At 43.5% G+C, this 13,562-nt stretch carries 16 protein-coding genes and 1 tRNA gene; 15 read left to right on the top strand and 2 right to left on the bottom strand.

Features of this window, described 5'->3' with window-relative positions:
* Nucleotides 1-6: 6 nt before the first annotated feature.
* The 14 genes from FOT42_RS11615 to FOT42_RS11555 all read left to right on the top strand — a co-directional run bounded on the left by FOT42_RS11615 (nucleotide 7) and on the right by FOT42_RS11555 (nucleotide 12,402).
* Nucleotides 7-321 carry a DUF4133 domain-containing protein gene (locus FOT42_RS11615; protein ID WP_151890744.1) on the top strand — a complete coding sequence of 105 codons (315 nt, stop codon included), beginning with the start codon at nucleotides 7-9 and terminating at the stop codon, nucleotides 319-321.
* Between the two features lie 35 nt (nucleotides 322-356).
* Nucleotides 357-2,825: a TraG family conjugative transposon ATPase gene (locus FOT42_RS11610; protein WP_151890743.1), complete on the top strand. Its 2,469-nt coding sequence runs from the start codon at nucleotides 357-359 to the stop codon at nucleotides 2,823-2,825.
* A 6-nt stretch (nucleotides 2,826-2,831) separates the two neighbouring features.
* The gene (locus tag FOT42_RS11605) at nucleotides 2,832-3,521 is read left to right on the top strand and encodes a conjugal transfer protein TraI (RefSeq protein WP_151890742.1); all 690 of its coding nucleotides are present in this window, start codon (nucleotides 2,832-2,834) and stop codon (nucleotides 3,519-3,521) included.
* An 8-nt stretch (nucleotides 3,522-3,529) separates the two neighbouring features.
* On the top strand, nucleotides 3,530-4,186 hold the full coding sequence (locus FOT42_RS11600; RefSeq protein ID WP_226789868.1) for a hypothetical protein: 657 nt from the start codon (nucleotides 3,530-3,532) through the stop codon (nucleotides 4,184-4,186).
* Complete coding sequence (locus FOT42_RS11595) at nucleotides 4,183-4,821, top strand: tellurite resistance TerB family protein (RefSeq protein WP_151890741.1); 639 nt, start codon at nucleotides 4,183-4,185, stop codon at nucleotides 4,819-4,821. Before FOT42_RS11600 ends, FOT42_RS11595 begins: the two co-directional genes overlap by 4 nt.
* An 11-nt stretch (nucleotides 4,822-4,832) precedes the next feature.
* Nucleotides 4,833-6,047, top strand: coding sequence for a conjugative transposon protein TraJ (gene traJ / locus FOT42_RS11590; protein WP_151890740.1), 1,215 nt, complete (start codon nucleotides 4,833-4,835; stop codon nucleotides 6,045-6,047).
* 30 nt (nucleotides 6,048-6,077) lie between these two features.
* The gene (traK, locus tag FOT42_RS11585) at nucleotides 6,078-6,689 is read left to right on the top strand and encodes a conjugative transposon protein TraK (RefSeq protein WP_226789867.1); all 612 of its coding nucleotides are present in this window, start codon (nucleotides 6,078-6,080) and stop codon (nucleotides 6,687-6,689) included.
* An 85-nt stretch (nucleotides 6,690-6,774) separates the two neighbouring features.
* Nucleotides 6,775-7,242 (top strand): hypothetical protein, encoded by a 468-nt coding sequence (locus FOT42_RS11580; RefSeq protein ID WP_151890738.1) that lies wholly within the window; start codon nucleotides 6,775-6,777, stop codon nucleotides 7,240-7,242.
* 2 nt (nucleotides 7,243-7,244) lie between these two features.
* Nucleotides 7,245-8,549: a conjugative transposon protein TraM gene (traM, locus tag FOT42_RS11575; protein WP_151890737.1), complete on the top strand. Its 1,305-nt coding sequence runs from the start codon at nucleotides 7,245-7,247 to the stop codon at nucleotides 8,547-8,549.
* 27 nt (nucleotides 8,550-8,576) lie between these two features.
* Nucleotides 8,577-9,452: a conjugative transposon protein TraN gene (gene traN, locus FOT42_RS11570; RefSeq protein ID WP_151890736.1), complete on the top strand. Its 876-nt coding sequence runs from the start codon at nucleotides 8,577-8,579 to the stop codon at nucleotides 9,450-9,452.
* Nucleotides 9,453-9,469: 17 nt separating this feature from the next.
* A complete protein-coding gene (locus tag FOT42_RS11565) occupies nucleotides 9,470-10,270 on the top strand; it encodes a hypothetical protein (RefSeq protein ID WP_151890735.1) in 801 nt (266 codons plus the stop codon).
* 5 nt (nucleotides 10,271-10,275) lie between these two features.
* Nucleotides 10,276-10,569, top strand: coding sequence for a hypothetical protein (locus FOT42_RS11560; RefSeq protein ID WP_041579029.1), 294 nt, complete (start codon nucleotides 10,276-10,278; stop codon nucleotides 10,567-10,569).
* A gap of 64 nt (nucleotides 10,570-10,633) precedes the next feature.
* Nucleotides 10,634-10,792 carry a hypothetical protein gene (locus FOT42_RS18095; protein WP_013072897.1) on the top strand — a complete coding sequence of 53 codons (159 nt, stop codon included), beginning with the start codon at nucleotides 10,634-10,636 and terminating at the stop codon, nucleotides 10,790-10,792.
* Nucleotides 10,793-10,854: 62 nt separating this feature from the next.
* On the top strand, nucleotides 10,855-12,402 hold the full coding sequence (locus tag FOT42_RS11555; protein ID WP_151890734.1) for a recombinase family protein: 1,548 nt from the start codon (nucleotides 10,855-10,857) through the stop codon (nucleotides 12,400-12,402).
* Here FOT42_RS11555 and FOT42_RS11550 read toward each other — a convergent pair.
* A tRNA-Arg gene (locus tag FOT42_RS11550) sits at nucleotides 12,368-12,441 on the bottom strand. The two genes, FOT42_RS11555 and FOT42_RS11550, sit on opposite strands and share 35 nt — an antisense overlap.
* Nucleotides 12,442-12,505: 64 nt before the next feature.
* Between FOT42_RS11550 and FOT42_RS11545 the strand changes: the two genes are divergently transcribed.
* On the top strand, nucleotides 12,506-13,018 hold the full coding sequence (locus FOT42_RS11545) for an adenine phosphoribosyltransferase (protein WP_151890733.1): 513 nt from the start codon (nucleotides 12,506-12,508) through the stop codon (nucleotides 13,016-13,018).
* On the opposite strand, the gene FOT42_RS11540 is transcribed toward FOT42_RS11545, so the two are convergent.
* Complete coding sequence (locus FOT42_RS11540) at nucleotides 13,015-13,167, bottom strand: SsrA-binding protein (protein ID WP_151890732.1); 153 nt, start codon at nucleotides 13,165-13,167, stop codon at nucleotides 13,015-13,017. The genes FOT42_RS11545 and FOT42_RS11540 overlap by 4 nt on opposite strands.
* Between the last annotated feature and the right edge of the window lie 395 nt (nucleotides 13,168-13,562).

Genomic DNA, 13,562 nt, shown 5'->3' with positions numbered 1-13,562 from the left:
GAGCATATGGCAAATAGTGTATATCAGGTCAATAAAGGAATCAACCGCAGTATTGAATTTAAGGGATTAAAAGCCCAGTATATCTGGTATTTGGGTGGCGGTGTGGTAGGATTGCTCATCGTATTTGCCATCATGTATATCATCGGCCTGCCCACACTGGTATGCATCGGTGTTATTCTAGGCTCGGGCACCTTGCTAGTGATGAAAATCTACCGGATGAGCCATCAATACGGGGAACACGGACTTATGAAAACCCTGGCACGAAAACAGGTTCCCAAAGCAATCCGCTCCAGGAGCCGCAGGGCTTTTTTTAAACGATAAAAAAATTAAGTAACAACTCGGTAAATACTATAAGAATGGAAAAAATGTTGGATGACCTATTACCGATTATGGATGTGGAACACGACTGCATCCTGAGCAAACAAGGCGATGTCACCGTGGTGTTTAAAGCAGACCTGCCGGAGATCTTTACCCTTTCCGATCAGGAATATGAAGCTTTTCATCAGGCCTGGGTAAAAGCCATTAAAGTATTGCCTAAATTCAGTGTACTGCATAAACAGGACTGGTTTTTGCAAACCGGGCATCAACCTGATTTTACCAAAGCGGATACCAGTTTTTTAAGCCGGGCAAGTGAGCGGTTTTTTAATGAACGTCCCTTTCTGGATCATAGCTGTTATATCCTGCTGACCAAAAAACCGGATAACCGCAAAACCGCAACTTCTGCCTATTCCAGCCTGCTACGCAGAAGCATCGTACCGGAAGAAACGTTGAAGCCCTCCTTGTTACAGGATTTTCTGGACAGTACCGGTCAGTTCAAACGCATCATGGAAGACAGCGGTTTTGTAAAGCTGACCCGGTTACGGGAAAGTGAACTTTGGAGCGGCAAACGCACAATGGGCATTATTGAAAAGTATTGCTACCTGTCCGAGCGCAATGACCAGTATCTAATGGGGGACATCAATTTCCAGGAAGGCTTACAGGTAGGTTCAAAGCATTGCCAACTTTATACCTTGGGGGATGCTGCCGACCTACCGGCACTTTGTGGAAGTCGCATCAATTACGACAAGTACAGTACGGACAAAACCAAGTTCAGTATCGGTTTTGCCTCTACGCTGGGACAACTACTGCCCTGTAACCATATTTACAATCAGTATCTGTTTATCGAGGATGCCCAGAAGACGATCACTAAACTGGAATCCAAAAGATTGCGCTTGCAATCCCTGTCCGCTTATAGCAGGGAAAATATGATTGCGCGTGATGCGACCAATGATTTTTTAAATGAAGCCATCAGTCAGCAACGCCTTCCTGTAAAAGCCCATTTTAATGTACTGGTATGGACGGAAGATAAGGAAGAACTCAAAGACCTGAAAAACAAAGTATCCTCCGCACTGGCGCAGATGGATGCGGTAGCCAAACAGGAAACCATCGGTGCTCCCCAGATTTTCTGGGCGGGTATTCCGGGTAATGCTGCTGACTTTCCGATGAACGACACCTTTGACACCTTTGCCGAGCAGGCAACCTGTTTTCTGAACCTAGAAACGGGTTACCGTACTTCCTTAAGTCCTGTAGGTATTCGTCTGGGAGATCGGATGACGGGCAGACCCGTGCATGTGGACATTAGTGATGAACCTATGAAAATGGGGATTTGTACCAACCGTAACAAGTTTATTCTAGGTCCCTCGGGGAGCGGAAAATCCTTTTTTACCAATCACATGGTACGCAGCTATTACGAGCAGGGAACGCATATCGTACTGGTGGATGTAGGACATAGCTATAAAGGCTTGTGTGATATGGTAAACGGCTACTATTTCACCTATAGTGAAGAAAACCCGATCCGTTTCAATCCTTTCTTTATTGGTGAGGGTGACAACTTGGACACGGAAAAGAAAGAAAGTATCAAAACACTGCTGCTCGCCCTTTGGAAAAAGGATGATGAAGCCTTTAAACGCAGCGAGTATGTAGCGCTTTCCAATGCCATTACAGGATACTACCAGCACCTTGAGAAGAATCCATCGGTGTTTCCTTGTTTCAATAGTTTTTATGAATTCCTGCGGGATGAGTATGTAGCGGTTCTTCAACAGGATCGGGTAAAAGACCGGGATTTTGATATGGATAATTTCCTGTATGTACTCCGCCCGTATTATCAGGGTGGGGAATTTGACTACCTGCTCAATGCTACGGAAAACCTGAACCTTTTACAGGAACGCTTTATCGTGTTCGAACTGGACAATATCAAAGACCATCCCATCCTCTTTCCGGTAGTGACCATCATTATCATGGAAGTCTTCATCAACAAGATGCGTAAAATGAAAGGCATCCGTAAGATGATCTTAATTGAAGAAGCCTGGAAAGCCCTGATGAAAGAAGGCTTTGCGGAATACATCAAATATCTCTTTAAAACGGTACGGAAATTCTTTGGGGAGGCTATCGTGGTGACCCAGGAAGTAGAAGATATTATTTCTTCCCCGGTGGTCAAGCAGGCGATCATCAATAACAGCGATTGTAAAATACTGCTCGACCAGAGCAAGTACCAGAACAAATTTGATCAGATACAGGAACTTTTAGGATTAACCGAAAAAGAAAAAGCACTTGTGTTGTCGGTCAATAAAGCCAATGACCCTGCCCGAAAATACAAAGAGGTATTTATCAGTTTGGGTGGAATGCTTAGCAAGGTGTACCGCACTGAAGTAAGCGTGGAAGAATATCTGGCGTATACCACTGAGCAGACTGAAAAGGTAAAACTGATGGAATATGCGGCAAAATTTAGCGGGGACATCCGCAAGGGCATTGCCGCAATGGCAGAAGATCTAAAACTTAAAAAATGATGAACCATGAAAAAATATGCAAGAATGTTACTGCTTGCCCTTTGTATCTCCTTTACGGTACTACCGGTACAACAGGCGAATGCCACCCCGATAGCCATACTGGAAATCATCAAAGCAGGCATTAAAAAAGTAATTAAAGCGGTGGATTTAAAAATCCAGCGTTTACAGAACAAGACCATCTGGTTACAGAACGCCCAGAAAACATTGGAAAACACGCTTTCCAAGCTCAAACTGGATGAGATTTCCGAGTGGACGGAAAAACAAAAAGAGCAATACCGGGAGTATTACGAAGAGCTGGCTAAGGTAAAGGCGATTATTTCCTACTACCAGCGCATCCGGGATATTACCCAAAAACAGGTTCGGCTGGTCAATGAATACCAACATGCCTGGCAGCTCATTCAGCAGGACGACCACTTTACTACGGATGAAATTGAATATATGTCCCAGGTGTACTCCGGCATCCTGGAAGAGAGCCTGAACAACATCGACCAGATTACCTTGATCGTTCAATCCTTTACTACTACGATGAGTGATGCCAAACGCTTGGAGATCATCAACAATGCCGCCGATCAGGTTGATGCCAATTATGATGACCTGATGCGATTTAATCAGCAAAATGTATTGCTGAGCCTTTCCCGGGCAAAGACTTCCATTGAAGTGCAAACCGTGAAAAAATTATATGGACTTCCCCAATAACACGAACTATGAGAAAGATAATTTTAATAGGACTCATGCTGTTTCTGGCAGCAGGAAGCGTTCAGGCACAGACCTTTTCAGAGTGGTTTCGCCAGAAAAAGACACAGAAGAAATACCTGCTTCAGCAGATAGCCGCTTTACAGGTATATATCGGATATGCTCAAAAAGGCTATCGTATTGCCAAAGAAGGTTTGAACACCATCGGCGGGTTTACCCAAGGGGAATTTGATCTGCACAGTGATTTTATAAATTCCTTAAGTACGGTCAACCCTGAAATCAGAAACTATGCAAAGGTAGCAGACATTATTGCCCTTGAAATACGCATTGTTCAGGATTACGGGCAAACCTACGGACAACTTGACGATAGCGATGCTTTTACCGAAGCAGAACTCAACTATATCGGGCGGGTTTTTACCCGGCTCTTGGAGGATTGTGAACAGGCACTGGATGAACTTATTGCAATAACCACGGATGCCGAATTGCAAATGGAAGATAATGAGCGCATGAAGCGTATCGATAAGCTTTACCTGCGGATGCAGGACAATTACACCTTCTCCCAAAGTTTCGGCAATGAAGCCAAGGTCATGGCAGCCGTTCGGATCAGGGAATACCATGAAGTACAATACGGCAAAACACTCAGGAACCTTCAAAACGAAAACCCATGAAAAAAACAGGAATACTTATAGGACTTGTGATCTGCGGGCTCTTCTGCTCTTTCAGGGCATCAGCGCAATCCGCAGAGATACAACAGCTCTTGCTCAATGTAGAAAAACTGACCCAGTTCAAGCAGATATTGAGCGACATGAAAAAAGGCTACCAGATATTGGAAGGGGGTTACAATACCATCAAGGATATATCGGAAGGGAACTTTAGCCTGCACAAAGCTTTTTTGGACGGGCTGATGGAAGTAAGCCCCACCATTCGCAATTACAAACGTGTAGGTGATATTGTAAACTACCAGATAATACTGGTCAGGGAATACCGGGATGCGTATGACCGGTTTCAAAGTGACGGGAATTTCAATCCGCAGGAACTGGCGTATCTAGGACGGGTGTACGACCATCTCTTTGATGAAAGCCTGCGTAACCTCGATGAATTACTGGTCATTATCACAGCAGGGAAAGCCCGTATGAGTGATGATGAACGTTTACAGGCTATTGACCGGATCTATGCCGATATGCAGGACAAACTAATGTTCCTCAGACACTTTAACAATAACACGACCATTCTTGCGGTGCAAAGGGCAAAAGAAAGAAATGATGCCCAGACCATTCGCAATAGCTATGGGATAAATAACTAAAAATCAATAGTATGGCTACGTATAGAAAAACCGCCTGGCTGGCGGTCACAGGATTGTTATTGCCTTTTATGGGCAGTGCACAGGGCATTGCCGGTGAGATGAACGGCTTGCATAGCGTTTTGGAACAACTCTATGATGAAATGATGCCACTGTGCAGTCAGCTTATTGGTGTGGGACAGGCACTGGCGGGATTTGCCGCCATGTGGTATATCGCCTCCAGGGTCTGGGGACATTTGTCAAGAGCGGAACCTATCGACTTTTACCCGCTTTTTCGCCCGTTTGTCATCGGGTTTTGTGTGCTGATATTCCCTTCCGTTTTGGGATTGATCAACGGGATCATGAAACCGACGGTGACCGCTACCGCTTCGATGGTGGAAGGTTCCGACAGGGCAATTGCGGTACTCTTGGAAAAGAAGGAAGAGGCCATCAAAAAAACGGATGTATGGCAGATGTATGTAGGTGAAAGCGGTGACGGTGACCGGGACCGATGGTATAAATACACCCATGATAATGCCAGCCCTTCCGATGAAGGCTTTTTTGAAGGGATTGGTAACGACATCAAGTTTGCCATGTCCAAAGCCTCTTACAATTTCCGCAATTCGGTCAAGGAATGGATGAGTGAAGTACTGCGGGTACTCTTTGAAGCCGCAGCCTTATGTATCGATACGCTACGAACCTTTCAATTGGTGGTACTTGCCATATTGGGGCCGCTGGTATTTGGGATTGCCGTCTTTGACGGGTTCCAGCATACCCTGACGGTTTGGATTGCCCGCTATATCAATATTTTTCTCTGGCTTCCGGTAGCCAATATTTTCGGGAGCATTATCGGAAAAATCCAGGAGAAAATGCTGGAAATGGACATTGCCCAGGTACAGGATTACGGGGATACTTTTTTCAGCCGGACGGATATGGCGTATCTGGTCTTTATGATTATTGGCATTGTGGGATACTTTACCGTGCCTTCGGTAGCCAATTACATTGTCCATGCAGGAGGTGGTGGTGCTTTGGGACAGAAAGTCACCAGTATCTTCAGCAGTTCCTCCAGAGCGGTTATGGGAGCAGCTACAGGCGGAGCCAGCATGGCGGCGGATGCAATGGGTAATGCTGCAAGTCGTATTTCCCAGAGTATGGCCAGCAATGGTACAACCAATCCTTATTTCAAGGATGGCAATTCGGATGGCGGTGGCTCCGGCTATATGAATGACAAACTCAAAGGTAATTCTTAACCCCAAAAAGGAGAAATCATGTTTAAAAAAATGAAAAATATCGATACGGCTTTTCGGCATATCCGGGGATTTACCATGCTCATTATTGCAGGCTCAGTGCTATTATCCTGCTTTGCCCTATATAAGAGTTTTAGTCTGGTATCCGAAATGCAGGACAGGATTTACATTCTTGCCAATGGCAAGGCACTGGAAGCCTATTCCGCCGGACGTAAGGACAATATCCCAGTGGAAGCACGGGATCATGTGAAAACCTTCCACCAATTGTTCTTTACCCTTGACCCGGATGATAAAGCAATTGAAACGAATATCACTAAAGCTTTATACCTGGCGGATGGCAGTGCCAAACGGATCTATGATGACCTGAAGGAGAACGGGTATTATGCCGGGCTTATTTCCGGAAATGTTAACCAAACTATCCATGTGGATAGCGTAGCGGTGGACATCAATGAATATCCTTATAGATTTCGGTGCTATGCTACCCAGCGTATCGTCCGTCCCACCAGCATAACCACCCGCAGCCTGATTACCGAAGGGGCGTTGCGTAATGTGTCCCGCAGTGATAACAATGCGCATGGTTTTCTGATTGAACGCTGGGCAACTATCGCCAACAAGGATTTGAAAACGACCGCCAGACGGTATTAGCCCATAATGGGCTTTTGAAAAAAAAATGGACAATTCCAATCAATACAAACAAATATAAATCAATGGCTTATAAAACTTTGTACAGATGAAACAAAACGCAAAACAGAAAAAGGAGGCTCCTAAAAACGGACTCTTAGTCTTGGGATTATTTGCCTTATACAAATGGCTGCAAAAAGCATGGGCAAAATGGATGTCGAATAAGACAAAGCGTATTTCAAAGCGGACAGTTACCATAGCGCTGGTCGTTTTTGTAAGCCTAACCAGCGGATACTGTATCTACCTTGGGGTACACGCCATCACGGGAAAAAGTAAGGGCAATGCCTTTACGGTAACCTCGATCAAAAGTCCCCGGCATCTTACGGAATCCGGAGCTATGGAATCACCGCTCCCTCCGATATCCAAACAGGATTACAGGCGCATCCAAAAGTTCCGGTTGTATATGGATAGCCTTGCCCGAAGTCCATCGGGCGACAGTATCATAGCAACCCGTCCGGGACTGATGGATTCGGTTCGCTATATCGAAAAAGAATATCAAAACTTTAAAAATCAATAACCATGGAAAAACAGGTAATAACACCAAAAATGAAAAGACAACGCAAGTTCCTATTGGTATTGCCGCTGCTCGTACTTCCTTTCACCACTCTGATATTTTGGGTATTGGGAGGCGGACAGGTACAGGAACTACAGGCACAGGAAACTCCACAGAACGGGTTTAACCTTTACCTGCCGGAAGCAAAACTGACCGATGACAAGCAAATGGATAAGATGAGCTATTACAACCGGGCAGAACAGGATTCGGCAAAATTCAGGGAACTCCGTAAAAATGATCCGAACTATAAAAACAGTGTGATTTCAGATATGGATGATGTATTACCCCAACAGGAAGTAAAACCCGGTCAACTATCTTCCGGTGGACTGAAAACTTCCCTCTACGGAAGCGGTCAGGGCAACGATCCGAATACGGATAAAATTTATAAAAAGCTGGAAGCTTTAAACAGGGAATTGAACAAACCGGTGGAACGAACCCAGCTTCCTGAAGATTCCCCGAAACAGGAAACAAAAACCAATTATGGTAATACATCGGTGAGTTCCAGTGATGTGGACAGGCTGGAAGAAATGATGCACACCATGACCCAGCCGGAAGCACCTGACCCGGAACTGGAACAACTCAACAGTATGCTGGAAAAGATTCTTGATGTACAGCATCCCGAGCGGGTTCAGGAGAAACTAAAACAACTATCGGAGGATCGCAGGGAACAATTGTACAAAGTATCCACTGCACAGAAAGATGATAGTATTTCGCTGATGCATACCGGACGCTTTGTTACTCCTACGGCAAATGGATTTTATTCCCTGGACGATGACCAAATTGCTGAACAACCAGAAAATGCCATACAAGCGGTTATTCACGAATCACAGACCGTAGTGAACGGGTCTACCGTAAAGCTTCGCCTGGTCAATGATGTATTCATTAATGGGGTGCATATTCCCAAAGACAACTTTGTGTTTGGAATTGCTTCCTTTAGCGGGGAAAGGCTGCATATCAAGATCAACAGCATTAGAAGCGGTAATTCCCTTTTCCCGGTAGAACTCTCCGTGTACGATATGGATGGATTGGACGGGGTTTACATTCCCGGCGCCATTACCCGGGATGTCGCCAAACAATCGGCTGACCGCTCCATGCAAAACATCGGATTGACCTCTCTTGACCCTTCCTGGCAGGCACAGGCCGCAGGTGCCGGTATAGAAACGGCTAAATCACTGTTCAGTAAAAAAGTAAAACTGATAAAAGTAACCCTGAAAGCGGGCTATCAGGTATTGCTCCGTGATGAAAAACAAAAACAAATCAGTAATCAATAAGTAATAACCATTTAAAATTCCATAAAGATGAAAAAGATAAATGCATGTATGGTAATGGGATTTTTCCTGTTCCTTTTCGTATTGAATGTAAATGCTCAAAGCATCGCTAAGCTTGAGCCCAAATCCATCGCTCCCTATCCTTTGGAGATTACCTATTTCAAAACGACAAATATTATATTTCCAAGTGCCATTGTAGGTGTGGATAGGGGCAGCAAAGATGTATTGGCGCAAAAAGCCAAAGGGGCTACCAATATTCTACAGCTCAAAGCGGCAAGGGATAGTTTCCCAGAGACCAACCTGACGGTAGTTACCGCAGACGGAAAACTAAACTCCTTTGTGATTAACTATACCCTAAAGCCGTCCGTATTAAATGTTTCCATGAAGGAAAGGAATAACAAAAACAGTATTTTCCTTTCACCCGGATCGATTAATGAGGCTGAAGTCACCACCTATGCTACACACGCCCTATATTCCAAATACAAGGGGCGTAAGGTAAAGCACCGCAAATATGGTATCCGTTTCGGATTGAATGGAATATTCATTCGGGACAACCTGATGTACCTGCGGTTAACCATTACCAACACATCCAATATCAGCTATGATATTGACCAATTACGCTTTTTTATCCGTGACCAGAAAAAGGCTAAACGTACGGCTTCACAGGAAATTGAGATTACCCCGGCACACCTCCAAAATAACGTAACAAAAATTAACGGTCGGTCTTCACAGACCTTGGTGGTTGCGGTTCCCAAATTTACCATTCCCGATAAGAAATACCTCGCCATTCAATTGTTTGAAGCAAACGGCGGAAGGCATATCGAGCTCAGTGTAAAAAACAGGACGATTATTAAAGCGGCAGTACTTCCCAAATTGCAAATCAACAGGAAATACACCTATCAATAACTTTTAAATCAATTATCATGAATCAGAAGAATTTAGAATACTTGAAAGACCAGATTAAATATACCGGTTTCGGGGAAGGTTTTGAAGCTCCCTTAAAGCGAATGATGGAAATAGAAAAGCCAGCCTTTAAGCTGGTACATGAAACGAAATTCGGTACTGATAAGGTGGAAGCCCGAATGAATTTTAGTAAGTCCAAGCAAACGGATATGTATTTCTTCAACTCGTACCAGGTGAGTGTGCAAAAGGAAAACAATCCCGATGAAGCCATGAAACAGACCTTCTATATCAACAAAGGGAATAACATTACCCTCAAAGAAGCCTACAACTTAATGGAAGGCCGGTCGGTCAATAAGGATTTGACCAACAAGGAGGGGCAACTCTACAATGCCTGGTTACAGATGGATTTTAAACAGAGTGATGACAATGGAAATTTCAAAATACAGCAGTATCATCAAAACTATGGGTATGATCTGGAAGCAACACTCTCCAAACATCCTATTAAAGAACTGGAGAACGAAACCTATAAATCCAACCTAATCGATTCCCTGAAAAAGGGAAACCTGCAATCGGCAACTTTTCAAAACGAAGGTTCGGAGCAAAAACAGTACATCGAGGCGAATCCACGGTTTAAGACTATCAATATCTATGACAGTAATATGCAACGGGTGGATAACCGCCAGTCCAAGACGGAAAAACAATCGGAAGCACAAAGCCGCTCTGCTAAACAGGAGCATAAAGGTCAGCAGCAGCCGATTGCAGATGAAGCTCCGGACATACCGAAGGCTAAGAAGAAAAGAAAGAGACCCACCATAACCTAAATGATATGGAAGAGTTAAAGCCTTTATCTGATTTTTTTACGGCTATTGAGCAAGATGGCCGTATCAGTATTACACATATAGGGATATATGCTGCCCTGTTAGAGTACAGGGCAAAGATGGGCAATAGCAATCCGATAGTGGCATTCAGTTATGACATTATGAAGATTGCAAAAATATCATCTGCCATGACGTATCATAAATGTGTAAAGGATCTCAATGCCTACGGGTATATACGGTATGAACCCTCATTTAATAAAAACAAGGGGAGTAAAATCTACTTTCCCGAAAGCGATGGGTAGCATGAATTAATTTTTCGGTATAAAGCCCTTCGGGGCTTTTGCTGTTTTAAAGCGGAGGTGTAAGATGGAAAATGAAGTAAAAAGAATTCCGCCGGAAAAAGCAATAGCACTATTAAAAGAAGACGGTATAGAAGTAACAGCTGAACAGGTGAAAGTAATACTGGATTTTATGTATGAGATAGCGGATATTGTAGTAGATCAGTATCTGGCAAAACCTGCCTGAATTTCGTATATTTATAAACGAAATCAGTCTGTTAGATGGTACAACCTTAAGACACTCAAAAGATGAAAATTGCAGATTTATACATACGGGTAAGCACGGATGAACAGGCCGATAAGGGATACTCACAACGGGATCAGGAAGAGCGTTTGCGTAAGTATTGTGAAATCAACCATATTCAGGTACGGAAAGTGATTTATGAGGATCATTCTGCAAAAACCTTTAAACGTCCTTCCTGGACAAAACTGTTGGGCATCCTTCGTAAATCCAGAGGGCAGTCCGATTTGATATTATTTACCAAATGGGACAGGTTCAGCCGAAATGCGGGAGATGCTTATCAGATGATCGGCACGTTGAGAAGATTGGGGGTAGAACCGCAGGCAGTCGAACAACCGCTAGATTTATCAATCCCTGAAAATAAAATGATGCTCGCCTTTTATTTGGCTGCTCCTGAAGTGGAAAATGACAGAAGGGCATTGAATGTATTTCATGGGATGCGCAGGGCTAAAAAAGAAGGTCGCTGGATGGGAACAGCGCCGATTGGATACGTCAATAAAACCAACGAAAGCTGTAAAAAATATATTGCCCCAAGGGAAGTTCAGAGCGATATTATGAAATGGGCGTTCAAAGAGTTGGCAAAAAATATGTTCAGTACCGAGCAGGTTTGGAAAATGGCAAAGGAAAAGGGGCTGAAATGCAGTAAGAATAATTTCTGGACAGCTATCCGTAATCCTATGTATTGCGGTAAAATATTTATTCCTAAATACAAAGATGAAGAAAGTCAATTGGTAATGGGGCAACACGAACCCCTGATATCTGAAGCCTTGTTTTATGATGTACAGGATGTGCTTGACGGTCGTAAAAAAGTGATGCGGGCTAAAATGAAGGTGGATGGTCATTTTCCATTACGTGGATTTGTGATTTGCCCGGATTGCGGACGTATGCTGACCGGTAGCAAGTCGAAAGGGCGTTCCCAGTATTATTATTATTACCATTGCTCTGGTGGCTGTAAATTCAGACACAAGGCCGAAGATATGAATGAAAAGATCGTTTCCGAAATTGGGAAATATGTGTATTCCATTCCTAAACTGAATCTATTTAAAGAAGTCATTACTACGGTATATAAAGCAAAAACCAGAAATAGGATTGGAAATATACAGCAACTCAAAATCCGTTTACAGGATGAAAATAATAAACTGAGTAAAGCCAGAGAACTGCTTTTATGTGGTGATATTGAAGCGGATGATTACCGAATGATGAAAGCGGATGCCGATAAAAAAATAAACAGGCTGGAAGCTAAACTCACAAGTACGATTACAGACACGCAAAACGTGGAACCCCTGTGGGACAAGGCAATCAGCAATCTTTCTCAGTTGGGCTATTTGTATGAAACCGGGACGATTACGCAAAAAAGAAAGATTATTGGTTCGGTCTTTCCTGAAAATCTGACTTTTGACGGATTTGAATATCGAACCACCCGGATCAATGAAGCAATTAAGTATATCACACTGATAGACAAAGACTTAAATGGAAATAAAAAAGGGACAAATTCATCATTTTTGAATTTGTCCCATCAAGTGACCTCGGCAGGATTCAAACCTGCAACCTTCTGAGCCGTAATCAGATGCGCTATTCAGTTGCGCCACGAGGCCGTTTTAATGGGCTGCAAATATATTTCTTTTTAAATTTACCACAAAACCTTGGCATACAAAAATAATGGACCTTTCCACATACATTCGTGATATCCCCAATTTTCCAAAGTCCGGCGTTGTTTTTAAGGACATCACACCGCTTCTGAAAGACCCCAAGGCCCTAACATTGGCAACGGAATCACTTTTGGATTTTATCACTGATGCCAAAGTTGATAAAGTGGTTGGAGTGGATAGTCGAGGGTTTATTTTTGCGCCCTTGTTGGCCCAGAAAATTGGTGCCGGTTTTGTGCCTGTCCGGAAATCTGGAAAGCTTCCTTTTGATACCTTGTCCGAGAGTTATGATCTGGAATATGGAGCGGAAACCCTTCATATCCATTCCGATGCCATTGAAAAAGGGGATAAGGTACTGGTCCATGATGATGTCCTGGCCACCGGCGGAACGGCCAAAGCGGTCTGTCAATTGGTGGAACGGCTCGGGGGCGAGGTGGTTCAGTGCAATTTTTTGATCCAACTGACCTTCTTGAACGGAGCCGATAAGCTCAAAGGATACCCCATCAGGTCATTGCTCCAATATTAATTCCCGCCGTCCAATGCCCTGGTGGTGACATAGTAGCGCCAGCCTATGAGGGCCAGTTGCCACTTTGATGCCTTGGACAGGTCAAGACCCTTTTTGGTGAAAGAGGGAAGAACCGCTTTGTTGATTTTTGCCAAAATCTTGTACAACATGGTTTGTGGTGTTGGATTTACCAAATATACTAAACAGTTGCGGTACTATGGAGTCCACCGACCATTGTTACATGAAAACAAGGGTGATGAGGTGAATTAGAAGCATAACGAAAAACTTTACTATTGCGATCATAGTCCGATTGATTTTTTTAGGTTAAAAAACTAGTGCTGACCGGTTGCATTTTTCGAATATAAAATGATAAGATTCATGTTACCAAACTTTTAGCCCAAAATCAATACAATTGCATACAAGATTGTAGTCTTTTGAACGAGATGCTCCTTGAAAATTAAACATGTTCCTTGTTTAGAGTTTTAAAATGTAATTCCATAGTATGTTTCATGTATTAAACTGTAACTTTTGTAGGGGTGTTTTTAGGTGTTTTTTGAAAACCAAG

This window comes from Flagellimonas hadalis (assembly GCF_007785775.2).
In the GTDB taxonomy this organism is placed as follows: domain Bacteria; phylum Bacteroidota; class Bacteroidia; order Flavobacteriales; family Flavobacteriaceae; genus Flagellimonas; species Flagellimonas hadalis.
This window is presented reverse-complemented; position numbering and strand designations above follow the sequence as displayed.

Bases quoted from the DNA above. Each gene is read 5' to 3' on its own strand.
- FOT42_RS11615 (WP_151890744.1), top strand. From the start codon at position 7: ATGGCAAATAGTGTATATCAGGTCAATAAAGGAATCAACCGCAGTATT.
- FOT42_RS11610 (WP_151890743.1), top strand. From the start codon at position 357: ATGGAAAAAATGTTGGATGACCTATTACCGATTATGGATGTGGAACAC.
- FOT42_RS11605 (WP_151890742.1), top strand. From the start codon at position 2,832: ATGAAAAAATATGCAAGAATGTTACTGCTTGCCCTTTGTATCTCCTTT.
- FOT42_RS11600 (WP_226789868.1), top strand. From the start codon at position 3,530: ATGAGAAAGATAATTTTAATAGGACTCATGCTGTTTCTGGCAGCAGGA.
- FOT42_RS11595 (WP_151890741.1), top strand. From the start codon at position 4,183: ATGAAAAAAACAGGAATACTTATAGGACTTGTGATCTGCGGGCTCTTC.
- traJ (WP_151890740.1), top strand. From the start codon at position 4,833: ATGGCTACGTATAGAAAAACCGCCTGGCTGGCGGTCACAGGATTGTTA.
- traK (WP_226789867.1), top strand. From the start codon at position 6,078: ATGAAAAATATCGATACGGCTTTTCGGCATATCCGGGGATTTACCATG.
- FOT42_RS11580 (WP_151890738.1), top strand. From the start codon at position 6,775: ATGAAACAAAACGCAAAACAGAAAAAGGAGGCTCCTAAAAACGGACTC.
- traM (WP_151890737.1), top strand. From the start codon at position 7,245: ATGGAAAAACAGGTAATAACACCAAAAATGAAAAGACAACGCAAGTTC.
- traN (WP_151890736.1), top strand. From the start codon at position 8,577: ATGAAAAAGATAAATGCATGTATGGTAATGGGATTTTTCCTGTTCCTT.
- FOT42_RS11565 (WP_151890735.1), top strand. From the start codon at position 9,470: ATGAATCAGAAGAATTTAGAATACTTGAAAGACCAGATTAAATATACC.
- FOT42_RS11560 (WP_041579029.1), top strand. From the start codon at position 10,276: ATGGAAGAGTTAAAGCCTTTATCTGATTTTTTTACGGCTATTGAGCAA.
- FOT42_RS18095 (WP_013072897.1), top strand. From the start codon at position 10,634: ATGGAAAATGAAGTAAAAAGAATTCCGCCGGAAAAAGCAATAGCACTA.
- FOT42_RS11555 (WP_151890734.1), top strand. From the start codon at position 10,855: ATGAAAATTGCAGATTTATACATACGGGTAAGCACGGATGAACAGGCC.
- FOT42_RS11545 (WP_151890733.1), top strand. From the start codon at position 12,506: ATGGACCTTTCCACATACATTCGTGATATCCCCAATTTTCCAAAGTCC.
- FOT42_RS11540 (WP_151890732.1), bottom strand. From the start codon at position 13,167: ATGTTGTACAAGATTTTGGCAAAAATCAACAAAGCGGTTCTTCCCTCT.